The sequence below is a fragment of the Frigoribacterium sp. Leaf186 genome (genome assembly GCF_001423905.1).
In the GTDB taxonomy this organism is placed as follows: Bacteria; Actinomycetota; Actinomycetes; order Actinomycetales; family Microbacteriaceae; genus Frigoribacterium.
The window spans coordinates 954,137-977,911 of record NZ_LMPQ01000001.1; the positions used below are offsets into that span (position 1 = coordinate 954,137).

At 74.3% G+C, this 23,775-nt stretch carries 14 protein-coding genes, 1 tRNA gene and 1 other RNA gene; 7 read left to right on the plus strand and 9 right to left on the minus strand.

Going from position 1 to position 23,775, the window contains the following annotated elements:
* From ASG05_RS04350 to ffs, 3 genes are all read right to left on the minus strand, one after another.
* Positions 1-1,965, minus strand: a 1,965-nt coding sequence (locus ASG05_RS04350; RefSeq protein ID WP_235491382.1) for a DNA polymerase III subunit gamma and tau, incomplete at its 3' end; no start/stop codon positions are given.
* Between the two features lie 136 nt (positions 1,966-2,101).
* Entirely contained in the window at positions 2,102-11,080 is an 8,979-nt protein-coding gene (locus ASG05_RS04355; protein WP_056257697.1) for an Ig-like domain-containing protein, read from the minus strand.
* 462 nt (positions 11,081-11,542) lie between these two features.
* Positions 11,543-11,639: signal recognition particle sRNA small type (gene ffs / locus ASG05_RS15720), an RNA gene on the minus strand.
* A gap of 54 nt (positions 11,640-11,693) precedes the next feature.
* Here ffs and ASG05_RS04360 point away from each other — a divergent pair.
* Positions 11,694-12,374, plus strand: a complete 681-nt coding sequence (locus ASG05_RS04360) for an SDR family oxidoreductase (protein WP_056257699.1) — start codon at positions 11,694-11,696, stop codon at positions 12,372-12,374.
* Positions 12,375-12,492: 118 nt separating this feature from the next.
* Here ASG05_RS04360 and ASG05_RS04365 read toward each other — a convergent pair whose 3' ends face one another.
* Positions 12,493-13,686 carry an acetate/propionate family kinase gene (locus ASG05_RS04365; RefSeq protein WP_056257701.1) on the minus strand — a complete coding sequence of 398 codons (1,194 nt, stop codon included), beginning with the start codon at positions 13,684-13,686 and terminating at the stop codon, positions 12,493-12,495.
* Positions 13,683-15,854, minus strand: a complete 2,172-nt coding sequence (gene pta, locus ASG05_RS04370) for a phosphate acetyltransferase (protein ID WP_056257704.1) — start codon at positions 15,852-15,854, stop codon at positions 13,683-13,685. The genes ASG05_RS04365 and pta overlap by 4 nt, the downstream gene beginning before the upstream one ends.
* A gap of 75 nt (positions 15,855-15,929) precedes the next feature.
* Between pta and ASG05_RS16180 the strand changes: the two genes are divergently transcribed.
* The 3 genes from ASG05_RS16180 to ASG05_RS04385 are packed head-to-tail and all read left to right on the plus strand — an operon-like array spanning position 15,930 to position 17,200.
* On the plus strand, positions 15,930-16,127 hold the full coding sequence (locus ASG05_RS16180) for an antitoxin VbhA family protein (RefSeq protein ID WP_056257705.1): 198 nt from the start codon (positions 15,930-15,932) through the stop codon (positions 16,125-16,127).
* Positions 16,124-16,699, plus strand: coding sequence for a Fic family protein (locus ASG05_RS04380; RefSeq protein WP_056257708.1), 576 nt, complete (start codon positions 16,124-16,126; stop codon positions 16,697-16,699). The genes ASG05_RS16180 and ASG05_RS04380 overlap by 4 nt, the downstream gene beginning before the upstream one ends.
* A gap of 9 nt (positions 16,700-16,708) precedes the next feature.
* Positions 16,709-17,200: a GNAT family N-acetyltransferase gene (locus tag ASG05_RS04385; protein ID WP_056257712.1), complete on the plus strand. Its 492-nt coding sequence runs from the start codon at positions 16,709-16,711 to the stop codon at positions 17,198-17,200.
* 189 nt (positions 17,201-17,389) lie between these two features.
* Here ASG05_RS04385 and ASG05_RS04390 read toward each other — a convergent pair.
* A tRNA-Ser gene (locus tag ASG05_RS04390) sits at positions 17,390-17,474 on the minus strand.
* 119 nt (positions 17,475-17,593) lie between these two features.
* On the opposite strand from ASG05_RS04390, the gene ASG05_RS04395 reads away from it, so the two are divergent.
* From ASG05_RS04395 to ASG05_RS04405, 3 genes are all read left to right on the plus strand, one after another.
* Positions 17,594-18,118, plus strand: a complete 525-nt coding sequence (locus tag ASG05_RS04395; protein WP_056257716.1) for a YbaK/EbsC family protein — start codon at positions 17,594-17,596, stop codon at positions 18,116-18,118.
* Positions 18,119-18,185: 67 nt separating this feature from the next.
* Entirely contained in the window at positions 18,186-18,566 is a 381-nt protein-coding gene (locus tag ASG05_RS04400; RefSeq protein ID WP_056257719.1) for an RNA-binding S4 domain-containing protein, read from the plus strand.
* A gap of 158 nt (positions 18,567-18,724) precedes the next feature.
* A complete protein-coding gene (locus ASG05_RS04405) occupies positions 18,725-19,363 on the plus strand; it encodes a hypothetical protein (RefSeq protein WP_056257722.1) in 639 nt (212 codons plus the stop codon).
* A 6-nt stretch (positions 19,364-19,369) separates the two neighbouring features.
* Here the strand turns inward: ASG05_RS04405 and ASG05_RS04410 are convergent, their stop codons facing one another.
* From ASG05_RS04410 to ASG05_RS04420, 3 genes are all read right to left on the minus strand, one after another.
* A complete protein-coding gene (locus ASG05_RS04410; protein ID WP_056257725.1) occupies positions 19,370-21,433 on the minus strand; it encodes a helicase HerA-like domain-containing protein in 2,064 nt (687 codons plus the stop codon).
* 145 nt (positions 21,434-21,578) lie between these two features.
* Positions 21,579-22,289: a phosphatase PAP2 family protein gene (locus ASG05_RS04415; RefSeq protein ID WP_082486453.1), complete on the minus strand. Its 711-nt coding sequence runs from the start codon at positions 22,287-22,289 to the stop codon at positions 21,579-21,581.
* A gap of 83 nt (positions 22,290-22,372) precedes the next feature.
* The gene (locus ASG05_RS04420; RefSeq protein WP_056257728.1) at positions 22,373-23,602 is read right to left on the minus strand and encodes a multidrug effflux MFS transporter; all 1,230 of its coding nucleotides are present in this window, start codon (positions 23,600-23,602) and stop codon (positions 22,373-22,375) included.
* Positions 23,603-23,775: the final 173 nt, after the last annotated feature.

Sequence of the window (23,775 nt, forward strand, 5' to 3'; positions counted from 1 at the left end):
GGCGGCCGGTGCGGCGGCGGCAGGCTCGGCGGCAGCAGGTGTGGGCGCGGCAGGTGCGGCGGCGGGCTCGGCTTCCGTGGCCTGCCGTCCGCCGGTCGTCGAGGTCGGGGTCGACGTCTCGGCCACGGGAGCCCCCGCCGGGGTGGGCCCTGCCGGCCCGTCACCCTCGACGCGGGCGATGTACTTGACCTTGACGCCGAGCACGTCGACGATGGCCCGTCGCAGGTACTCGCTGACGCCTTCGGCCGCACCCTGGGGACGCTTGAAGCTCTCGACGTCGTTCGCGCTCGGGAAGGCCAACGTCAGCACGTCGTCGGCGAAGTCGACGACCGTGGCCGTGACGACGACCATCCAGGCGGTGCGCCGAGCCTTCTGGACGACCTCGACGATCTCGGGCCAGCTGTCGCGGAGCTGCTGCAGCGTCACCGGGGCCACGGCCGAGCCCGCGGGCCGCTCGGCCTCGGCGGTCTGCGCCCAGGCGGCCGAATGCGGTGCCGACGGAGGTGCGGGTTCGGTCGTCGACGTGCCTTCGGCCTCGGTAGGCGTCGCCGGGGCAGCCGACGCCCACGACGCCGTCGCGCTCTCGACCGCCGACGGGCCGCCGGCCGCCTCGGTCGAGGGGGTGGCCTCGACGGGGGACGGCGAGGCAGGCGCACCCGAGGGGGCCGGTGCCGGGGCGGAGGCGCGGGTGGCGCCCGTCGAGGTCGACGGGCCCGATGACCGCGAGGTGTCGGCGGGGCGGGTGCCCGCCGACGGCGCGGACGCCGCGGGCGAGCTCGAGCCCGAACCGGACCCGGACGAGTCGACGCCGACGCGACGCTCGAGCCGTTCGACGCGGGCCAGAGCACCGCGTCCGCTCTGGTCGCTCTCGGGGACGAGCACGCGGGCGATCATCAGTTCGAGGTGCAGCCGGGGCGACGTGGCGCCGGTCATGTCGGTGAGTGCCCGGTTGACGACGTCGGCCGACCGCGACAGCTCGGCCGCGCCGAAGGCGTGCGACTGGTGCACGAGGCGGTCGAGCTCGTCGGCCGTCACACCGCGGAGGACGGCCGAGGCGCCCTCGACGGTCGCACCGACGACGATGAGGTCGCGCAGGCGCTCGAGCAGGTCTTCCACGAACCGACGGGGGTCTTGGCCGGTCTGGACGACCCGGTCGACGGCCGCGAACGCCGCCGCGCCGTCGCGGGCGCCGAGCGCCTCGACGACGTCGTCGAGCAGGGAGGCGTGCGTGTAGCCGAGCAGGGCGACGGCACGTTCGTACTGGATGGCGCCGTCTTCGCTGCCGGCCATCAGCTGGTCGAGCAGCGACAGGGTGTCGCGCACCGAACCACCGCCGGCCCGGACGACGAGCGGGAGCACGCCGGGGGCCGCCTCGACGGACTCGCTCTCGCAGAGCTCGTGGACGTACTCGAGCATCTGGGCCGGGGGCACGAGCCGGAACGGGTAGTGGTGTGTGCGTGACCGGATCGTGCCGATGACCTTGTCGGGCTCGGTCGTGGCGAAGATGAACTTGACGTGCTCGGGCGGCTCTTCGACGACCTTGAGCAGGGCGTTGAAGCCCTGCGGGGTGACCATGTGGGCCTCGTCGAGGATGAAGATCTTGAACCGGTCGCGAGCCGGGGCGAAGACGGCACGATCGCGGATGTCGCGGGCGTCGTCGACGCCGTTGTGGCTGGCGGCGTCGATCTCGATGACGTCGAGCGACCCGCCACCGTCGCGCGCGAGCTCGACGCACGACGCGCACACGCCGCACGGGGTGTCGGTCGGGCCCTGGGCGCAGTTCAGGCAGCGGGCCAGGATGCGGGCCGACGTCGTCTTGCCGCAGCCTCGGGGGCCGCTGAAGAGGTAGGCGTGGTTGACCCGGTTCGTCCGCAACGCGGTGCGGAGCGGATCGGTCACCTGCGTCTGCCCGATGAGCTCGGAGAAGTTCTCTGGCCGGTAACGGCGATACAGGGCGGTGACCACGGACCAAGAGTAGTCGGGGCCACCGACAACGGTCGACGGTCCGGGTCACCGTCGAGCAGCCCCGGACGGCGGCCCCGGGACGCACGAGGGGGCCCGTCGTGACGACGGGCCCCCGGGTGCGGCTACTCGGCCGGTGCTACCGGTTCCGCGCTCCCCCCGACCGACGTCGGAGGCGGGTGGCCGAGACCAGGCCGAGGCCGATCAGCAGCGCGAAGACCGCGAGCGAGAGCCCGCCGAGGACGTCGGAGCCCGTGTAGGCCAGGCCGGAGGCCCCTCCGGTCACGACCGCTCCGCCACCGGCTCCGCCACCGGTGCCCGACCCGCCGCCGGCCCCGGGCAGCCCCGGGAACCCGGGCGTGCCCGGCGTGCCCGGCGTACCCGGCGTGCCCGGCGTGCCCGGCGTGCCCGGCGTGCCGGCGGCCGCCGCGACCGAGAACCCGGTCGTGACGGGAGCCGAGGTGGCCCCGTCGACGGTCTGCGTGGCGGCGACCACGTGCGGCCCGACGCCGACGCCCGTGAAGACGACCGTCCAGGCTCCCGTCGCCGGGTCGGCCGTCACGGTCTGCACCGCGCCGGCGTCGAGCCGGACGGTCACCGCCGCCCCGGGCTCCGCGGTCCCGACGACCGTGACGGGCGTCGTGCCCGACGTCCCGGCCTGCAGGACCGAACCCGCGACCGGGGTCGTGACGACGACCGGGTCGACCGAGGCGATCAGGAGGTCCTGGGTCGCCGTGGTCGTGTCCGGACCGGCGGTCTGCGTCGCCGTGAGGACGTACGCGCCGACCGGCACGTCCGCGAAGTCGACCGACCAGGTGCCGTCGTCGCCGACCGTCGTCGTCTGCGTGACCCCGTCGCCGAGGCCGACCACGACGAGTGCGCCGGGCGTGCCGGTTCCCGTCACGGTCAGGTCCTCGACCCCGTCGCCGTCGACGTCGGCGACCAGGGCACCTGGAGCCGGCGAGGTGATGACGACGCCGGCGTCCGTGTTCGCGGGCGCGGTGACCGTGAAGGCGACGGTCTCGGGTGCTGACACCGCGCCTCCCACGGTCTGGGTCACCGACAGCGCGTGCTGCCCGGGCGCGACGCCCTGCAGCGTCGTCGACCAGGTGCCCCCGGCGGGGACCACGACCGTGACCGGCAGGCCGCCGTCGAGCCGCACGGCCACCGTGGCGCCCGGCTGGGCCGTGCCGTCGACGAGGACGTCGGCGGTGCCCGCCGTGCCCGAGGGCAGGATGGAGCCCTGCTCGGGCGAGGTCACCACGAGGGGGGCGACCTCGGCGGCGGATGCCACCGTGACGGTCACCGAGGCGGTCCCGGTCACGACCCCCGCGACCGTCTGCTCGACGACCACGGTGCTCGTGCCGACCGGGACGCCCGGCACGGTCACCGACCAGACACCGCCCTCGGTCACGGTCGTCGTCTGCGTGGTCCCGCCGACGGTGACGGTGATCGTGGCCCCGGGCTCGCCGGTGCCGGTGACCGGCAGGTCGACGAGGTCGTCGCCGTCCGCGTCCGTCACGAGCTGACCGTCGGCCGGCGAGGTGATCGTCGGTGCCGTCGCGGGGTCGGCCGGGGCGGGCACGACCTCGACCGTGACCTCGATCGGGGCGCTCGTCGCGTCGCCGATCGTCTGCACGACCGAGACCGTGTGCGACCCGGTGCCGAGCACGACGGGCACCTGCCACGAGCCGCCGTCGCCGACCGTCGTGGTGACGGGGTCTCCCCCGTCGACCGTGACGGCGACGGGCGCACCCGGCTGGCCCTGGCCCCGGACGACGACCGGCGCGGTGCCGGCGTCACCCGCCTGGTACTGCTGGCCGTCGGTCGGTGCCGTGACCGTCAGGGCCGCGGCGGCCTCGACCACGACCGTGGTCGTCACCGGGGCCGACTCGACCCCGGCGACCGTCTGCGTCGCCGACACCACGTGTTCGCCCACGCCGACCCCGGCGAAGGTGGTCGTCCAGGCCCCGTCGTCGTCGGCCTCGACCGTGACGGCCGTCCCGGCGTCGAGCGTCACCGAGACGGTCGCGCCGGCCTGCGCCGAACCCGACACCGGCAGGTCGACCGTGGCGTCCGCCGACACCACGAGGAGGCGCGTGCCCGTCTCGGGGTCGGTGATCGTGATCGGGTCTGCCGCGACCACCGCGAACGGCTGGGTCACGGGGACCGTCGTGACGGTGCCGTACTGCTGGCCCACCGAGATCGGCCCGGCACCCACCGGCACGCCGTCGAAGGTCGTGGTCCACGCCCCTGTCGTCGGGTCGGTCGGCACCGTCTGCGTCAGGTCGCCGCCGAGCGAGACCGTGACGGTCGCGCCGGGCTGCGCGGTGCCCGACACGGTCACCGGCGTGGTCTCGCCCTCGAGCACGACCACCGTGTCGCCCGGAGCGGGCTCGGTGATCGAGACCGGGGTGCCGACCACCACGTCGAGCTGCTGCGTGACGGGGGTCGTCGAGCCGGCGGGGACCGTCTGCGTGACGACCACCGGGTACGAACCGACCGGGACGTCACCGACCGTGACGGTCCAGGTGCCCTCGGGGGTCACCGTGGTCGTCTCGGTCAGGTCGTCCCCCACCTCGACCACGACGGTGGCCCCGGGCTGGCCCGTGCCGGCGACCGTGACGTCGGTGGTGTCGTCGGCGTCGCCGACCACGATCGACGCTCCGTCGGCGGGCGAGGTGACGGTGACCGGAGCGGCGACGTCGACCGACACCGCGCGGGTGACCGGGGTCGACACCGCTCCGTCGACGGTCTGGGTGACCGAGGCGGTGCGGTCGCCGACGGGGACGCCGTCGACCGTCACGGTCCAGGCGCCCGTCGTCGGGTCGGCCACGACCGTGCCGACCAGGCCGTCGCCCAGGTCGACCGTGACGGTCGCTCCGGGCTCGGCCGTGCCGGAGGCGACGATCGAGGCCGTGTCGCCCTCGGCGAGCACGACGACCGTCGTGCCGTCGGTGGGCCGGTCCACCACGAGGCCCGCGGCCGCGGCGACCGTGAACGGTCGCGTCGCCGCCTCGGAGGTCGCGCCGCGGATCGTCTGGGTGGCGGTGACGGTGTACTCGCCGACGGGGACTCCGTCGACGGTCGTCCGCCAGTCGCCCTCGGGGTCGACGGTGGCCGCAGCCGTGAGGCCGGCGCCGAGCGAGACGGCGACGGTGGCGCCGGGCTCGCCGGTGCCCGAGACGACGACCGACGTGGTGCCGGCCGGGTCGAGCAGCGACACGGTCGCTCCCGGCTCCGGGGCGACGATCACGGGCGCGGCGGGAGCGACGACGACGGACACGTCACGCGTGACCGGGCTGGACGTCGAGCCGTCGACGGTCTGGGTGACGGCGACGGTGCGGTCACCGACCGGGACGCCGGGCACGGTGGTGCTCCAGGCACCCGTCTCGTCGTCGGCCGTGGCGGTGGCGGTCAGGCCGTCACCGAGGTCGACCGAGATCGAGGCCCCCGGCTCGGCGGTGCCCGAGACGACCAGGTCGGTCGTGGCGTCGGCCGTGGCGACGGCGACGACGGTGCCCGGTGCCGGGGCGTCGATGACGACCGCGGCGGCGGCGACCACCGACAGCGGCTGGGTCACGGCGGGCGAGACCGAGCCACCGAGCGCCTGGGTGGCGCTCAGCGTGCGCTCGCCGACCGTGACGCCGGGGACGACGACGCTCCAGGCACCGGTGGCGCCGTCGGCCGTCGTCGAGGCGACGAGGTCGCCGCCGAGGTCGACGCGCACGGTCGCCCCGGGCTCGGCCGTGCCGCTCACGGTGACGTCCGTGGTCGCGGTGGCGTCGGCCACCGTCACCACGTCGCCGGGCGCAGGCTGCAGGACGGTCAGCCCGGCACCCACCTCGATCGTGAACGAGGCGGCGACGGGGGTCGAGGTCGTGCCGGCCACGGCTTGCGACGCGGTCACCTGGTAGACGGCGGCCGGCAGGTCGGCGAAGACGACGGACCAGTCACCCGACGCGGGGTCGGCGGTCGTGGTGACGGCCGCTCCCCCGTTCAGCCGGACCGAGACCTCGGCACCCGGCGACGCCGTGCCCGAGACCGGCACGTCGATCGTGCCGGCGGGGTCGAGCACCGTGAAGACGGAGTCGTCCGGGTCGACGATGACGACCGGGGCGGCCGCCCGCACCTCGAACGAGGCCTCCTGCGCCGGCGAGGTGGTGCCGCCGATGCTCTGCGTGGCCGACAGGGCGACCGTGCCGACGGGGACGCCGACCACGTCGACCGACCAGGCACCGGTGGTGGCGTCGGCCGTCACCGAGGCGGTCAGGTCGGGGCCCGTCGCGGGGTCGAGGACCACGTCGACCGTGGACCCGGCCGCGGCGGTGCCCGAGACCGTCACCGTCGCCGTGACGTCGGGCCCGGCCACGTCGACGACGGCGCCGTCGACGGGAGCCGTGACGACGAGCGGGGCACCGGCGACGATGCTGACCACGCGCGTCTCGGGTGCCGAGACCGAGGTGCCCACCGTCTGGGTCGCGGTGACGGTGCGGGTGCCCACGGGAACCCCGGCGAAGGAGACCGACCAGGCGCCCGTCGTGGTGCCCGCGGTGACGGTGTCGGTCAGGCCGTCGCCGAGGTCGACGCGGACGACCGCGCCCGGCTCGGCCTGGCCCGACACGACGAGGGTCGTCGTCGAGGACGGGTCGGCCAGGACGATCGGCACGCCGGCGGCGGGTGCCACGATCGTGAGGTCGGCCGCCGGGACGACCGTCACGAGGCGCGTGTCGGCCTGCTGGACGGTGTCGCGGACGGTCTGCGAGGCCCCGAGGACGCGCTCCCCGACCCCGATGCCGACGAGGGTCACGGCCCAGGCTCCGGTGGTGAGGTCGGCCAGGGCGGTGCCGGCCTCGACGCCGTCGAGGGTGACGGTGACGAGGGCACCCGGCTGTGCCGTGCCGGCGACCGGGACGTCCTGCGTGATGCCCGGCGAGGCGACGACGTAGCGGACGTCGGCGGCGGGCGTGGTGATGACCACGTCGGCGCCGGCGACGACCTCGAAGGCCGAGGTCACGGGGTCGGTCGTGGTCGTGCCGCCGACCGTCTGGGTCACCGAGGCGAGCTGGTCGCCGACGGGGACGCCCGGGACCGTGACGGTCCAGAGGCCGTCGGGGCCGGCGGTCGTCGGCACGACCGTGCCGGCCAGCGTGACCTCGATGGGTGCGCCGGGGGTGGCCGTGCCGCTCACGACGACGGCCGTGGTCGCCGCGTCCCCGGCGACGGTGATCACGTCACCGGGTGCCGGGGTCGAGATGGTGAGGTCGGCCTCGGCCGAGACCACCGAGAAGCTCGTCGGCCGGGCCTCGAGCAGGACGGCGCCCTGCTGCTGGCTCGCGCCGACGACGTGGTCGCCGACGGCGACGCCGGCCAGCTCGAGCGACCAGGCGCCCTGGGCGTCCGGTGTGACGGGAGCCTGGTCGACGCCGTCGAGCGTCACGACGAGCGGCAGGAGGGGCACGCCGGTGCCTGACACGGTGACCGGGGTGGTGCCCTGGTCGTCGGCCACCGCGATGCGGGTGCCGGGGACGGGCGCCGCGATGACGACGTCACCGCCTTCGACGACGTCGATGTCGACGGTCACGGCCGCCGAGGTCGAGCCGTTGACGCTCTGGGTCGCCGAGACCGTGTGCGGGCCGACCGGGACGCCGTCGACGACGACCGACCAGGTGCCGGACGCCGGGACGACCGTCTCGCCGACGAGGCCGTCGCCGAGGTCGACCGAGACGGTCGCCCCGACCTGGCCCGTGCCCGAGACGACGACGGGCGTCGTGCCGTCCGGCCCGGCGACGACGTACTCGTCGCCGTCGAGCGGTGACGTGACGTCGAGGGGCGTGCCCTGGGCGATGGTCAGCGGCTGCGTGACCGGTGCCGAGGTGGTGCCACCGAGGGTCTGGGTCGCGCCGAGCGTCCGGTCGCCGACGGGGACGTCGGGGATGACGGCCGTCCAGGCGCCGGTGACGGGGTCGACCGTGGCCGGCACCTCGAAGCCGGCGCCGAGGCCGACGGTGACGGTGGCCCCGGGGTCGGCGGTGCCGGTGACGGTCACGTCGGCGGTGGTGCCGCCGACGATCGGGATCGTGGCCCCGGGTGCCGGCGTCGAGATGGCGACCGGGGTCCCGGCGACGATCGTCACGACCCGCGTCTGCACGGCCGAGACGGTGCCGCCGACGGTCTGCGTCGCCGAGATGGTGCGCTGGCCGACGGGCACGTCGGCGACGTCGACCGACCAGGCGCCGGTCGTGGCGTCGGCCGTGACCCGCCCGGTCAATCCGTCGCCGAGGTCGACGCGGACGTCGGCCCCCGCCTCGGCGGTGCCCGAGACGGTGAGCGTCGCCAGGGAGGCGCTGCTCGCGACGCGCACCGTGGTGCCCGCGGCGGGAGCCTCGATGACGAGCGGGTCGCCGGCGGCGATCGTCAGCTGCTGCGTGACCGGCACCGAGACGACCCCGGCGACGGTCTGCGTGACGCTGATCGTGCGCGTCCCGACCGGCACGGACGAGACGGTCGCCGTCCAGGCGCCCGTTCCGTCGGCCGTCGTCGACGCGACGTAGCCGCCACCCAGGTCGACCTCGACCGGGGCGTTCGGCTCGGCGGCGCCGGTCACCGTGACCGGGGTGGTCGAGGTGGGGTCGGCGACCGTCAGGGTCGCGCCGGGCGCCGGCGTCGCGATCGTGACCGGGGTCGCGGCCACGAGGGCGAAGTCGGTGGTCTGCGGGGCGGACACCGCGCCTCCCACGGTCTGCGTCGCGGTGGCCGTGTAGGCGGCCACCGGCAGGGCCGGGAAGGTCACGGACCAGGTGCCGTTGGCGGCCACCGTGGCGGTGAGGTCGCGGCCGCCGCCGAGCGAGACGGCGACGGGGGCACCGGGCTGCCCGGTGCCCGAGACGGTGACGTCACGGGTCGAGTCGGCGCCGGGCAGGCGGTACTGCGTGCCCGAGGTCGGGCTCGTGACGGTGAGGCCGGCGCCGGCGACGACGCTGAAGGCCCGGGTGACCGGTGCCGACACGTCGGGGCCGACGGCCTGGGTGACCGAGGCGGTGTACGAGCCCACGGGCACGCCGGCGACCGTGGTCGTCCAGCTGCCGTCGGTGGCGACTACGGCGGTGGCCGTGCGGCCGCCGCCCAGGTCGACCGAGACGGTGGCCGTCGGCGTGCCGGTGCCCGAGACGATCACGGGCGTCGTGGAGCCCGCGTCGAGCACCGTGAAGACGCGACCGGCCGTGGGCGTCGTGACGACGAGGGGCTGCTGGGCGACGACGGTGAAGTCGCGGGTGACGGGACCGGTGGTCACGGCCCCGAGGGTCTGGGTCACGGAGGCGCTGTAGGCCCCCGCGGGCACGCTCGCGACGGTCACGCTCCAGCTGCCGTCGGCGGCCACCGTGCCGGTGCCCGTGCGACCGGCACCGAGGTCGACCGTGACGGTCGCGCCCGGCTCGCCGGCACCGGTCAGCACGACGCTGCGGGTCGCCCCGGGGGTGCCGGGCACCACGAAGACCTGCCCGGCGGTGGGCGTGGCGATGCTGAGGGGAGCCAGGGCCGCGGCGCGGACCGTGGAGGTCGCGAGGTCGACCCGCGAGGCGTTCACGAGCGGCAGCACCGAGAGGCTCACGGCGTGGACGGAGCTCGAGCCCGCGTCCGTGCCCCGGGCGTCACGGAAGCCCTCGCCGTCCTGGGCGTTGATGGTCACGCGGACGAGCTGGTTCAGCAGCGAGGTCAGCGGCGCGAGGGTCGTGACGACCGCGGCGGTCGTGGTGCGGAGGGTGCTCGTGGTTGCGGCGAGCGCCGTGCCGTCCACGAGCGGCGAGTAGAGGCCGCCGACCGAGCCGAGCAGGGTGCCGACGACGGGCAGGAGCGCGCCGCGGAGGGTGGCGGCGCCGAGGGCGCCGACGAGACCCGACCCGGTGACGGTGGTGGCGGTGGCCGGGACCGTCCCGTCGAGGAGCTGGCCGATGGTGGTGACCGTGCGCGTCGACAGGGTCTCGTTCGCGGTCGCGAGTCCGAGGTCGATGCGAAGCGCGACCCGCAGGTCGACGGTCGCCGCGGTGGCGCGCACGGCGGCGTTCGCGGCGGCGACGAGGTTCGTCGGCAGCTGGTTCTGCAGGATGTCGGTGATGCCGTTCGTGATGGCCGTGACCGTCGCGGGGTTCAGGAGGTCGCTGTTCGCGGGCAAGCCGTTGAGGGCGCCGAAGTCGATGACGACCTGGCCCGTGCTCGGCGTGATCGTCACCGGGCCCGAGGTCAGGGGCCTCGCGAGTTCGGTCGAGATCGTCGAGTCGAGGTCGACGGTCGCCGTCACGCCGACGACCGGCTGGCCGAGCGTGACCGCGCCCCCGAGGGGCAGGGTGTTGACCGCCGTGGTGAGCGGTGCGGTGATGGAGGTGCCGAGCGCGGTCACGGCGCCGCTGCCCGAGACGGCGTTCACGGTCGTCCCGAGTCCGGTCACGGTGCCGCGCAGCGACGAGGTCACCTGCTGGACGGCCGGGCTGGTCAGCGTGTAGCGGGCCCCGGCGACCTGGTAGGCCGTCGTCGGCGCCGTGGCGGTCGCCCCCCGCTGCTGGGTGATCTGGGACGACAGCGCGCCGAGGCCCAGTCGGACGTCGCTGAGCACGCCGTTCGTCGCGGGGACGGACGCGAGCAGGGGCTGCAGGTTCAGCGTCGCCCCGGTGCCGGGGGCTCCGCTGCCCGTGGCGATCGAGCCGTCGGCCCCGATCAGGCCGGCCGAGGCGGTGGCCGACGTCGCGGTGGCGCTCGCGTACTGGCCGTCGACGCCGAGGGTCACCAGCCCGTTGCCGCCCAGCAGGCGGATGCCGTTGCCGAGGCCGACCGTGAGCGCGTTGACCGCGGTGAGGTTCAGGGGGTTGCGCGACGTCGGCGGGTTCTGCGTGGTGCCGAAGGCCGAGTAGGCCCCGCCGAGGGCGGCGACCTGGTCGAGTGCGACGATGCCCGAACCGCCGAGCAGCGAGGCCTCGGCCTCGCTGCGGTCGGTCGTGGCCGCCTGCGCGGGGACGACGACGACGAGTGCGCCGACCACCGCCGCGACGACGGCCGCGGCCGTCGCCTTCAGTGCGCGGGACGCGTGGGAGCGGCGGGGACGCTCGATCGCCTGGCTTCGCATGGGTGTGCCTCTTCCTGACGGGACGAGCCCGCCGCCTGATCCGAAGAACTCCCGCTGGTGAGGCGGGAGGTGCTGCTGTTCTGTTGTGGTGCCGGGGTGACGGCGCGGTGTGCGGTCGAGCCCTGCGCCTCGTCGTCGTCCGGGGACGACGACGAGGCGGACGGGCCTACCGCGCGGTGCGCGGGCTCGTTCGCCTGGTGCGGGTGCTGCTGACGTGCCGTGGTGAGGGGCTCATCGGTCCTGATCCTGATCGTGTGGTGCGACGACGTCGTCGCGGCGTGGTCGCACCGTGGTGAGCGGTGCGGCCGGAGCGGTGGTTGGTCGCTCCCGACGAGCTGGTTCGGTCTCGCCGTCCGTCGAGCATAGGGGCGATCGCGTGCATCGCGCACCCCACGAAGGGGGGCCACCGGAACCCTGCCCCGCCAGGCACGTGAGGGGGACGCGGAGTTCTGCTCCGAAAAGAGGAATGACCCCTCACGCACCCGCCAGAGCCCGGTTACCCTTGCTGCATTTCTGCCCTGGGGGAGTTGGCCTGGATGACGCCACGTGAGGAGCCTCGACGAGTTTAGCGGCAACTGGACGGTCCCCGCGACCCGGGGTGTTGCCTGGAGGCATGAGAATCGTCATCGCCGGAGGGCACGGCAAGATCGCCCAGCTCCTCGAACGCCGACTCGCCGACGCCGGGCACGACCCCGTCGGCATCGTCCGCAACCCCGACCACACCGCCGACCTCGAGACCGCCGGGGCGCGTGCCCTGGTGCTCGACCTCGAGCAGACCGACGTCGACACGCTCGCCGGCCACCTCGACGGGGCCGACGCGGTCGTCTTCGCCGCCGGCGGCGGAGGGGGCAGCGGCGCCGAGCGCAAGCTGACCATCGACCGCGACGGTGCCGTGCTGCTCGCCGACGCCGCCGAGAAGGCGGGCGTCACCCGTTACGTGATGGTCTCGGCCATCGGCACGGACGACTTCGATCCCGCGCGGGCCGAATTGCCCGCGGAGAACGACGACGACGTGTACCAGGTGTACATGCGCGCCAAGAGCGAGGCCGACGCCGACCTGCGTCGTCGTGAGGGCCTCGACTGGACGATCGTGCGCCCCGGTGGCCTGACCGACGACGCCGGCACCGGCCAGGTGTCGGTCGGCACCACGGTCGAGCGCGGCAGCATACCCCGCGCCGACGTCGCCGAGGTCATCGCCACCGCCCTGATCGAGGGCACCGCCGTCAAGACGCAGTTCGAGGTCGTGTCGGGCGACGTGAGCGTCTCGGACGCGCTGGCGACCATCAAGTACTGACCCGCGCCTCCTGGTCGTCGCGTGACGACCGGTGGCACGAGAGCCCCGGAGGCGCGACCTGCGCACCGGGGCTCTCTCGCGTCGCCGGGGTGGCCGGGTCGTGCGCCGGCCCGACGCCTCAGCTGAGGGCGGCCGCCTGTCGGGCGATCTCGAGCTCTTCGTTCGTCGGCACGACGAGCACCTGGACCGGGGCACCGTCGGGCGAGATGAGGCGGGCCTCGCGCGAGGCCAGCTCGTTGCGGTCGTCGTCGACGTGGATGCCGAAGAACTCGAGGCCGAGCAGCGTGCGACGACGCAGCAGGGCATTGTTCTCGCCCACGCCCGCCGTGAACACGACGGCGTCGAGGCCGCCGAGCTGCGCCACGTAGGCGCCGATGTAGTGCCGGATGCGGTGCCGGTAGACGGCGAGCGCCGCCTCCGAGACCGCGTCGCCGCGGGACGCGCTGTCTTGCACGTCGCGCATGTCGCCGCTGCCGGTCAGGCCGAGCAGGCCGCTCTTCTTGTTGAGCAGCGCCTCGAGTTCGTCGAAGTCGAGCCCGGCCTCACGGTGCAGGTGGAACACGGCTGCCGGGTCGATGTCGCCGGACCGCGTGCCCATCACGAGGCCCTCGAGGGGTGTCATGCCCATGCTCGTCTCGATCGATCGACCGCCGTCGACGGCGGCGACCGAGGCGCCGTTGCCGAGGTGCAGCACGATGATCTTGAGCTCGGACAGGGGCCGACCGAGGAACTCGGCGGTCTTCTCGCTGACGTACTTGTGCGACGTGCCGTGGAACCCGAAGCGGCGGACGTGGTGCTCCTTCGCGAGCTCGGCGTCGATCGCGTAGGTGTAGGCGGCCGGGACGAGCGTCTGGTGGAACGCGGTGTCGAAGACGGCGACGTGGGGCACGTCGGGGAAGGCCTCCTTCGCGGCCCGGATGCCCTGGAGGTTGGCCGGGTTGTGCAGCGGGGCGAGGGCCGACAGGCGGTCGATCGCCTTCTCGACGTCGGTCGTGACGACCGTGGCGCGGTCGAACTCTTCTCCGCCGTGCACGACGCGGTGGCCGACGGCGACGGGCGGGTACTCGGCGAACGACGGGCCGTGCGCGTCGAACGCCGCGAGCATCGCGGCGAACCCGGCGGCGTGGTCGGCGATCGGCTGGGTGTCGTTGCGCGTCTCGTCACCCGTGACCTCGTTGCGGTGCCGGGTCGAGCCGACGTCCTCACCGATGCGCTCGACCAAGCCGCTGGCGAGCGTCCGCTCGCCGTCGAGCTCGATCAGCTGGTACTTGAACGACGACGAGCCGGAGTTGACGACGAGGACGGTGCTCACGAGGGGGCTCCTTCGGGGGTGGGGGTGGTGGGCGCCGGGGCGACCGGTGCCGCGGGGGCGTTCTCGGCGGCCTGCGTGCCGGCCTGGATGGCGGTGATGGCGACGGTGTTGACGATGTCGCCGACGAGGGCGCCGCGCGAGAGGTCGTTGATGGGCTTGCGGAGGCCTTGCAGGATGGGGCCGATCGCGACCGCACCCGCGCTGCGCTGCACGGCCTTGTAGGTGTTGTTGCCCGTGTTGAGGTCGGGGAAGATGAACACCGTCGCGCGGCCGGCGACCTCGGACTCGGGCATCTTGGCGGCGGCCACGGTCGGGTCGGCGGCGGCGTCGTACTGGATGGGGCCCTCGACGAGCAGGTCGGGCCGGCGTTCGCGCACGAGGGCGGTGGCGGCGCGCACCTTCTCGACGTCGGCGCCCGAGCCGCTGTCGCCGGTGCTGTAGCTCAGCATCGCGACGCGCGGCTCGATGCCGAACTGCAGTGCCGTCTGCGCCGACGAGATCGCGATGTCGGCGAGCTGCTCGGCGGTCGGGTCGGGGATGACGGCGCAGTCGCCGTAGACGAGCACGCGGTCGGCGAGCGCCATGAGGAACACGCTCGACACGACGCCGACGTCGGGCAGGGTCTTGATGACCTCGAAGGCGGGGCGGATGGTGTGCGCCGTGGTGTGCTTGGCGCCGGACACCATGCCGTCGGCCAGGCCCAGCTTCACCATCATCGTGCCGAAGTACGACACGTCGGTGACGGTGTCCATCGCCTGCGAGACCGCGATGCCCTTGTGGGCGCGCAGCTTGGCGTACTCGGTGGCGAAGAGCACCTGGAGGCTCGGGTCGAACGGGTCGAGGACGCGCGCGGCGGCGAGGTCGAGGCCGAGCTCGGCGCTGCGGGCGCGGATCGCCGTCTCGTCGCCGAGCAGGGTGATGTCGGCCACCCCGCGTTGCAGCAGGGTCGAGGCCGCCCGCAGGATGCGGTCGTCGTCGCCCTCGGGCAGCACGATCGACTTGCGGAGCCCCCGGGCCCGCTCGAGCAGCTGGTACTCGAACATCAGCGGGGTGACGACGCCGGACGGGCTCACCTGCAGCAGACGCAGCAGCTCGGCCCCGTCGACGTGCGTCTCGAACAGGGCCAGGGCGAGGTCGTACTTGCGCGGGGAGTCGGCGGCGAGCCGGCCCCGGGTCTGCGTGATGGCCAGGGCGGTGTCGTAGGTGCCGGTGGTCGTGGTGGCGATCGGCAGCGGGCTGTCGAGGCCCTCGAGCAGCCGCTCGACCTGGGGAGCGAGGGCGAAGCCGCCGTTCAGCACGATGCCGGCGAGCGACGGGAAGGTCTCGGAGGCGTGGGCGAGCACCGTGGCGACGAGCACGTCCGACCGGTCGCCCGGCACGACGACGACGGCGCCCTCGGTGAGGCGGGGCAGCACGTTCTCCATCGACATGGCGGCGACCACGACGCCGAGGGCCTCGCGGTCGAGCAGCGCGTCGTCGCCGCTCAGCAGCGTGGCCCCGGTGGCCTGCAGCACGGCCCGCATGGTCGGAGCGACGAGCACGCGGTCTTCGGGCAGCGTCCAGATCGGCACCCGCCCGGTGGGCGATGCCTCGAGGGCGTACCCGATGCCGTCGACCACCTCGTCGAGGTGGTCGGGGTCGACCCGGTTCGCCACGACGGCCAGCAGGCTCGCGTGCTCGGAGCGCAGTTCGGCCGTGGTCAGCTCGGCGACCTGGCGCATGTCGGCACCGGTGCGCCGGGTCTGACCGTCGGCGCTGCGGCCGCCCAGCACGAGCAGCACGGGGGCACCGAGGTTCGCGGCGATGCGGGCGTTGTACGACAGCTCGGTCGGGCTGCCGACGTCGGTGTAGTCGGAGCCGATCACGACGACGGCGTCGCACTGGCGTTCGACGGCCGCGAACCGGCTGACGATCGTCGCGAGCGCGGCGTCGGGGTCGGCGTGCACCGCGTCGTAGCTGACGCCGACGCACTCGTCGTAGGCGAGGTCGACGCTGTCGTGCGACAGCAGCAGCTCGAGCACGTAGTCGCGTTCGTCGGTCGAGCGGGCGACAGGTCGGAACACCCCCACGCGGCCCACCTCGTGGCTCAACGTGTCGAGCACGCCGAGCGCGATCGTGGACTTGCCCGTGTGGCCTTCGGCTGAGGTGATGTAGATGCGTGTCGACACGCCCGCCAGCCTACGGGCGGCAGCCTTCGAGCCGCCGGGGAGACGTGCCCCGCCCGGGGGTCGTAAGATCGGCGCGTGGCCACCCCGAGGAAGACCCGGACGGCGCGGTTCACCCGCGACGATGCCCTCGCGCGCGCGGTCGCCTCCACCCGCCTCGAGGGCGGGTCGCTCTCGGACGACCAGCGCCGCCTGATCGAGCGCTACCAGGCCGGCGAGCTCAGCGCCGACGACGTGACCGACCGCGTGGTCTCGGCCGCCCAGACCGAGCAGTGACGGTCGACCCGTACTACTGGCCGGGCACGGTCGTGCTCGCGAACGCCTTCGACATCCACGACGCCGACGAGCTGCGCCGGGTCGAGGACGACCTCGCCGGCACGGTGCTCGCCCTGCTCGACGCCGTCGACCTGCCCGACGAGTACGGCCGTGAGCTGCTCTGCGCGATCCACTCGACCGTCTTCGGGCTGATCTACCCCTGGGCCGGTCGGCTGCGGACGGTCGGCATCACCAAGGGCGTGGGCTCGTTCACCCCGCCAGAGCACCTCGACGCCGCGCTGCACCGGTTCGAGGACGACCTGGCCGAGGCCCCCGACGGCTCCGACCGCCCGGCCTTCGTCGCGGCGCTCGCCCGCCTGTACCGCGACCTCAACCACGTGCATCCGTTCCGCGAGGGCAACGGCCGCGCGCAACGGGCCTTCTGGGACCTCTGGTGCCACGAGGAGGGCTACCGCCTCGACTGGGCCTCGGTCACGAAGGACGAGAACGACTCGGCCTGCCGGGCGGGCGACGACGGCGACCTGGGGCCCCTCGAGGCGATGTTCGACCGGGTGCTGCTGCGCGCCTCCTAGGCTGTCGGCATGCTGATCCGCACCGCGACCGAGGCCGATCTGCCCGGCGTCCTCGAGATCCACGCCGACGCCGTCGCGCACTCGAAGGCCATCTGGACCGACGCCACGCCGACCCTCGAGGGTCGGCGCGAGTGGCTGACGGCACACCAGGAGGCGCGGCGCGGCGCGATCGTCGCGGTGGACGGCGACGAGGTGGTCGGCTACGGCAGCTACGGCCCGTTCCACGCCAAGGACGGCTACCGGCACACCTGTGAGAACTCGGTCTACGTCCGGCCGGGTCACCAGGGCGAGGGCATCGGCCGGGGGTTGCTGACCGAGCTGGTCGAGCGGGCCACGCGCGACGAGCTGCACGTCATGGTGGCGCTGATCGAGGCGGGCAACGAGGCGTCGGTGCGCCTGCACGCGTCGCTCGGATTCGAGGACGCCGGCGTGCTGCGCGAGGTCGGCACGAAGTTCGGCGAGTGGCTCGACCTGCGCTACATGACCCGCCCCCTGGCCTGACGCCCGGCCCCACGCCTGACCGTCCGCGGCGAAGCCGCAAGCGCCCGGCCCCACGCCTGCCCGTCCGCGGCGAAGCCGCAAGCGCCCGGCCCCACGCCTGCCCGTCCGCGGCGAAGCCGCCCGCGCCCGGAGGGCGCCAGACAAGCACAGCGACGAATGGCCCTCCCGTAGGGAAGGGCCATTCTGTCGCGGAGGATAGGGGATTCGAACCCCTGAGGGCTTGCACCCAACACGCTTTCCAAGCGTGCGCCATAGGCCACTAGGCGAATCCTCCAGGGCGGGCACACGGCGGACCGGCGCACGACCGAGACCAGCGTACCGGACTCGGCGACGCCTGGCGGACGCCCCGTGTCGGTCCGGCTCATGAGGCTCCCTCATGGCTACGGTCGGGGCATGACCGACGCGCACCGCCCCTCCTCGGAGCACCTCGACGCCGCCGCCCTCCCGCCGCGCGCCCGCACCGTCGTCTCGGCCCTGCGCGCCGCCGGCGCCGAGGGCGAGGTCCGCGCGTTCGACGAGTCGACCCACACGGCCGCCCAGGCCGCCGCCGCCCTCGGCTGCGAGGTGGGCGCCATCGCCAGCAGCCTGGTCTTCCGCACCGGCGACGAGGCCCTGTTGGTGCTCACGAGCGGCGCCCACCGGGTCGACACCGACCTCGTGGGCTCGACGCTCGGGCTCGGCCCGATCATGCGGGCGAACGCCGACCAGGTGAAGCGCGCGACCGGGCAGGTCATCGGCGGCGTGGCGCCGCTCGGCCACCCCGCCCCGGTGCGGACCCTCGTCGACACCGCCCTGGCCGCGCACGACGTCGTCTGGGCGAGCGCGGGCACGGCGAACACCGTCTTCGCGAGCAGCTTCGACGAGCTCGTCCGGGTGACGGGCGGCACCCCGGTGCGCGTCGCCGACGACGACCTCTGAGCCGGGCACGCGCGCGACTCGTCGGGCCGCTGCGGCCGACGTCGGCGGCCACCCGTAGCATCGACGCATGCCACCCCTCTCGTCCGCCCGCGTCGACGCCTGGCTCTGGGCCGTCCGGCTGTACAAGACCCGGTCGGCCGCGAACGCCGCCTGCCGCGCCGGTCACGTCCGGGTGAACGGCGACCGCGTGAAGGCGGCCCAGGCCGTCCGCCCCGGCGACGAGGTGCGGGCCCGCATCGCCGGCTTCGAGCGCATCGTCGTGGTCAAGACCTGCCTGGTGAAGCGCGTGGGTGCTCCTGCGGCGGCCGAGGCCCTGACCGACCTGACTCCCCCGCCGCCGCCGCGCGAAGAGGTCGCCGCGGTGCCCGTCCGCGACCGCGGGGCCGGTCGCCCGACCAAGCGCGACCGGCGCGAGATCGAGCGGCTGCGCGACCGCGCCGAGAGCTGACACTCGCTCGACTCCCCCGATCGCGGGCTCCCCGCACTGGGGTGGGACGACCCGGTTTCTGTGCGTACGCATCGTCTACGCTGAACAGGCGGCGCTGCCCCGACAGCAGCAGCCCCGGGTCGGGGGACCCGGGGTGACGCCCACCTCTGGGGGACGACATGAGCACGACCGACGCGGCGACGCCGACCGAGCGGGGCACCGTCACGGTGCGACCCCGGCGCGAGCTCGCCCGGGGCGCCACCCTCACCGGGGTGTTCAGCCTCTCGCCCGTCCTGGTCGCCGTGCTCTGGCTGACCCTGCCGTCGGGGCACCAGAACGGCGTGCTCGCGGTGGCGGTCGGCGTCGTGGTGATGGGGCTGCTCATGTACTGGCGCTACCGCCTCTCGTACGCCGCCGTCACCCGCACCGAGTTCGTCAAGCGCGGCTGGCTGCCCGGCTTCGTCCGCCTGCGGCGCGACGACGTCGACACGCTCGTGCTCGTCCGCACCTACCGCGACCACTCGACCGAGACGGTTGCCCAGCTCCTCGCCCTCGACGACGAGGGGCGACGACTGTTCCGCATGCGCGGCACCTACTGGTCCGAGGCATCGGTCGAGGCCGTCGTCGAGGCCCTGGGCATGCCGACGACCGTCGCGCCCCGCCCGATGACGCGCCGTGAGTTCTTCACCGCCTACCCCGACAGCCCCTACTGGTACGAGAGCCGGCCGTGGGTCGGCGTCACGATCGCGGTCGCCCTCTTCGCCCTGGCGACCGGGACGCTCGCGCTGCTCTTCCAGGCCTTCGGCAGCAGCGTCTGAGACGGCCTAGCGTCGGCGCAACGTGCCGAAGATCCCCTTGACGACCTCGCGGACCACGGCCTTGCCCGCGCTGGACCCGAGCACCTCGCCGAGCAGCCCCCCGGACGACCCCGACGAACGAGACCCGGACGAACGCGACCCCGAGGAGGCGCGGCTCGCCCCGCCCCGCCCGGCGCGTGCCTTCGCGGCCGCTCGCTCGGCGCGCTCGAACTCCTGCTGCTGACGTTCGTACTCGGCCTGGGCGGCCTTCCGCTCGCGCTCGGCGGTGGTCGCCGCCTTGGCGTCCGCCTTCTCGCGCGCGGCGGCCTCCTTCAGCTGGGCGTCGATGGTGGCCTGCCGGGCCGCCGCGTCCGTCCGCTCGCGGTCGTCGAGCGCCGCGGCCTCGAGCTTGCGGGCGAGCATCTCGCGGGCCGAGTCGCGGTCGATCGCCGCACCGTACGCGGCGATCAACGGTGAGGCCGCGACGGCGGCCGTCATGACGTCGGCGGGGGTCGGCGACATCGATCCGCGTGGGGCCCGGAGGCGCGTCCAGGCGACCGGGCTGGGAGCGCCCTTCTCGTTCATGACCGTCACCACCGCCTCCCCGGTGGCCAACGTCGTGAGCACCTGGGCGAGGTCGTAGTCGCTCGTCGGGTACGTCGACACCGTGGCCCGCAGGGCCTTCGCGTCGTCGGGGGTGAAGGCCCGCAGCTGGTGCTGCACGCGCGAGCCGAGCTGGGCGAGCACCTCGCCGGGGACGTCCTTCGGGGTCTGGGTGACGAAGACGATGCCGACGCCCTTCGAGCGGATGAGGCGCACGGTCTGGGTGATCTGCGCCAGGAACTCCTTCGACGCGTCCTTGAACAGCAGGTGCGCCTCGTCGAAGAAGAAGACGAGCTTCGGCTTGTCGAGGTCGCCCACCTCGGGCAGGTCGTTGTAGAGGTCGGCGAGCAGCCACATCAGGAAGGTCGAGAACAGGGCCGGCTGGTCGTGGACGCCGGGCACCTCGAGGAGGCTGACGATGCCTCGGCCGTCCTCGGCCGTGCGGAGGAACTCGGCGGTGTCGATCTCGGGCTCGCCGAAGAAGGCGTCGGCGCCCCGGTCGGCGAACGTGATCAGCTCGCGCAGGATGACCCCGACGGTCTGCTTGCTCAGCCCGCCGAGGCCCTCGAGCTCGCCCTTGCCCTCGTCGCTCGTCAGCCACGACAGCACGGCCCGCAGGTCGGCCAGGTCGAGCAGCGGCAGCCCGGCCTGCTCGGCGTAGTGGAACACCAGGCCGAGGCTGCTCTCCTGCGTGTCGTTGAGGCCGAGCACCTTGCTGAGCAGCAGCGAGCCGAACCCGCTGACCGTGGCCCGGACCGGCACGCCGGTGCCCTTGCCGCCCAGGGCGAAGTACTCGGTCGGGGCCGCCTGCGGCGACCAGTCCTGCCCGATGCCCCGCGTCCGCGCGAGCAGCTTCTCGTTCGCCTCGCCCGGCGTCGCGATGCCCGAGAGGTCGCCCTTGACGTCGGCCGCGAACACCGGCACCCCGGCGGCCGAGAGCTGCTCGGCCAGCACCTGCAGGGTCTTCGTCTTGCCCGTGCCGGTGGCCCCGGCCACGAGCCCGTGCCGGTTGAGCATCGACAGCGGGATGCGCACGGGGACGTCCGCCCGGGCCTCGCCGTTCACGAGTGCACCGATCTCGAGCGCCGGGCCGTCGAAGCCGTAGCCCGCCCGGACGACGTCGACGGCCGACTCGTCGAGCGGCCCGCCTGCCGGCGTCGGCAGGCCGTCGACCGGGCTGCCCGCCACGGGTTCGGGTTCGGTGAGCCCCGCGTCGGCCGCGGCGTCGGCGACGTCCGCCTCGGCGGCCGCCTGCTCGGGGTCGGCGGCGGCGGGAGCAGCCGCGTCGGCGGTGTCAGCGGGGGGCACGGCGTCGGGGGCAGCGGCGGCGGTGGGAGCAGCCGCGTCGGCGGAGTCGGCGGACGCAGCCGCCTCGCTGGCGAGCCGCTCGGCTCGCGCGAGTGCCGCCTCCGCGTCCTGCTTCGCCTTCTCGGCGGCGGCGACCGCGGCGGCGGCCTCCGCCCTGGCCTGCTCGAGCGCGTCCGTCATGCTGCCAGCCTAGGCACCCCCGGCGTCGGGGTCCGGGCGAGTTCGTCGCCGCCGGGCCATCGCGCGCGCCCGTGTGCCACGAACACGCCCGCCCCGGCGCGTGGACCCCCGGCAGACGACGCCGTGCACGAGGCCCCCGTCGGCGTCAGGCGCTGCGGCCCTGCCAGATCCAGCCGCGACCCCGGACGCGCTCCTGCTCGGCGAGCAACCGGTGCGCCACCGGTGCCCACAGCACGACGGCCACGCCGGCGCCGATCAGCAGGCCGCCGATCGTGTCGGTGAGCCAGTGCGCGCCGAGGTAGGTGCGGCTCAGCAGCATGAGCACCGTGTAGACCACGCCCGCGACCCACACCCAGACGCGCCGCAGGATCACCCCGAGCACGACGGCCAGGGTCGCGGCGTTGGCGGTGTGCCCCGAGGGGAACGACCCGTAGTCGCTCACCACGAGGATGTCCTCGGGACGCGCCCGGCCGAACGTGTGCTTGACGACCTGCACGACGCCCGCGCTGACCGCGCAGGCCGCGATCCAGTACAGAGCGGCCCAGGGGCGACGCCGCAGCAGGAAGACCGCGGCGACGCCGAGCGGCACCACGAAGACCCCGACCACCCCGGCGCCGATCGAGTTGAAGATCAACGACGGGACGTCCCAGAACGGGCTGCGGTGCTCCACCAGCTCGCCCATGAAGCGCTCGTCGACCCCGATCACGCCGGCGCGCGCCGTGATGACGACACCGAGCAGCAGCACGACCCCGATCGCCCCGAGGGCACTGAACACCCACCACCGCCGCTGGACGCGGCGCGCCACCCGCTCTTCGGTCGGGGACGCGGGCTTGGGGGCGAGCGGGTCGGTGCGCATCCCCAGACGGTACCGGGAGGCGCGGGCCGACGACCACGCGGTCACACCGCGGCGTCCGCCCGCGTCGTCCGAGGAGGCGCGGGTCAGCGACCGAGCGCCGGCACCGTCCGGGGGCGCACCAGCAGCCACAGGCTCGCGATGGCCACGCACGAGGTGGCGATCATCACGCTGCCCATCGGCACGGCCGAGCCGATGCCCAAGAAGCCGACCACCGGCGAGATGAGGCCCGCGAGGCCGAAGTTCAGCGCGCCGAGCAGCGACGCCGCCGTCCCGGCCTCCTTGCCGTGGTGGGCGAGCCCGAGCACCTGCACCTGGGGGAACGAGAACCCGCAGGCCGCGATGAAGAACCACAGCGGCACGAGGATGCCCACGAGCCCGGCGCCGAGCGAGTCGAGCACGACGATCGACGCGGCCGCGAGCAGCAGCACGACGGTCGAGCAGGCGAGGATCCACTGCGGCCCCACGCGACGGGCCAGCCGCGAGCTGATCTGCACGCCCGCGACGATGCCGAGCGAGTTGATCGCGAACAGGTAGCCGTACTGCTGCGCGTTCAGCCCGTAGACCTCCTGGAACAGGAACGACGAGGCCGACAGGTACGAGAACAGGCCCGAGAAGACCATGGCGCCGATCAGTGCGACGCCGACGAAGATGCGGTCGCTGAAGAGCACCTTGTAGCGCTGCCGCAGGGTGCTGTGCCCGGCCTCCGCCCGTCGGGCCGGGGGCAGGGTCTCGACGATCAGGAAGATCGCGGCGATGATCACGAACGCGCCGTACGCCACCAAGAAGACGAAGATGCCGCGCCAGCTGGTGAAGGCGAGCAGCTGCGACCCGATCACGGGAGCCACGATCGGGGCGAGCCCGTTGACCAGCGCGAGGCGGGAGAGCATGCGCACGAGCGGCAGGCCGCCGAACAGGTCGCGCACGGTCGCCATGGCGACGACGCCACCGGCGGCCGCGCCCATGCCCTGCAGCACGCGGAACACCGCAAGCAGCTCGATGGTCGGCGCGCTGGCCGCACCGATGCTGGCGAGGATGTGGACGGCCGTCGCCACGATGAGGGGCGTCCGCCGACCGACCTTGTCGCTCCACGGCCCGACGAGCAGCTGCCCGACCCCGAAGCCGATGGTGGTCGCGGTCAACGTGAGCTGGATGACCCCGCTGTCGACCGAGAAGTCGCGGCTGAGCTCGGGGAACGCCGGCAGGTAGAGGTCGATCGTGAACGGCCCCAGCGCGGTGAGCGCGCCGAGCACGACGACGTAGACGAGCCGCTGGCGACGGGTCAGGGAGTCACCCGGGTGGACGACGGTGGTCACGAGGCAGGTCCTGTCTGGTGGGGGTCACGGTGGGGTGGTCGCGGTCCGGCGGACGCGACGGGGCGCGGCACCGGCGGGCCGGCCGGCTCACGGGTCGAATCGATGCGATCGCGCCGACGCGCACGACCACCACGTGGTTCGAGGGGGTGGGAGGAGGGAGGGGGACGGCATCG

Coding starts and splice junctions, on each gene's coding strand:
- ASG05_RS04360 (WP_056257699.1), top strand. CDS start 11,694: ATGAGAATCGTCATCGCCGGAGGGCACGGCAAGATCGCCCAGCTCCTC.
- ASG05_RS04355 (WP_056257697.1), bottom strand. CDS start 11,080: ATGCGAAGCCAGGCGATCGAGCGTCCCCGCCGCTCCCACGCGTCCCGC.
- ASG05_RS04385 (WP_056257712.1), top strand. CDS start 16,709: ATGCTGATCCGCACCGCGACCGAGGCCGATCTGCCCGGCGTCCTCGAG.
- ASG05_RS04400 (WP_056257719.1), top strand. CDS start 18,186: ATGCCACCCCTCTCGTCCGCCCGCGTCGACGCCTGGCTCTGGGCCGTC.
- ASG05_RS04415 (WP_082486453.1), bottom strand. CDS start 22,289: ATGCGCACCGACCCGCTCGCCCCCAAGCCCGCGTCCCCGACCGAAGAG.
- ASG05_RS04410 (WP_056257725.1), bottom strand. CDS start 21,433: ATGACGGACGCGCTCGAGCAGGCCAGGGCGGAGGCCGCCGCCGCGGTC.
- ASG05_RS04395 (WP_056257716.1), top strand. CDS start 17,594: ATGACCGACGCGCACCGCCCCTCCTCGGAGCACCTCGACGCCGCCGCC.
- ASG05_RS04405 (WP_056257722.1), top strand. CDS start 18,725: ATGAGCACGACCGACGCGGCGACGCCGACCGAGCGGGGCACCGTCACG.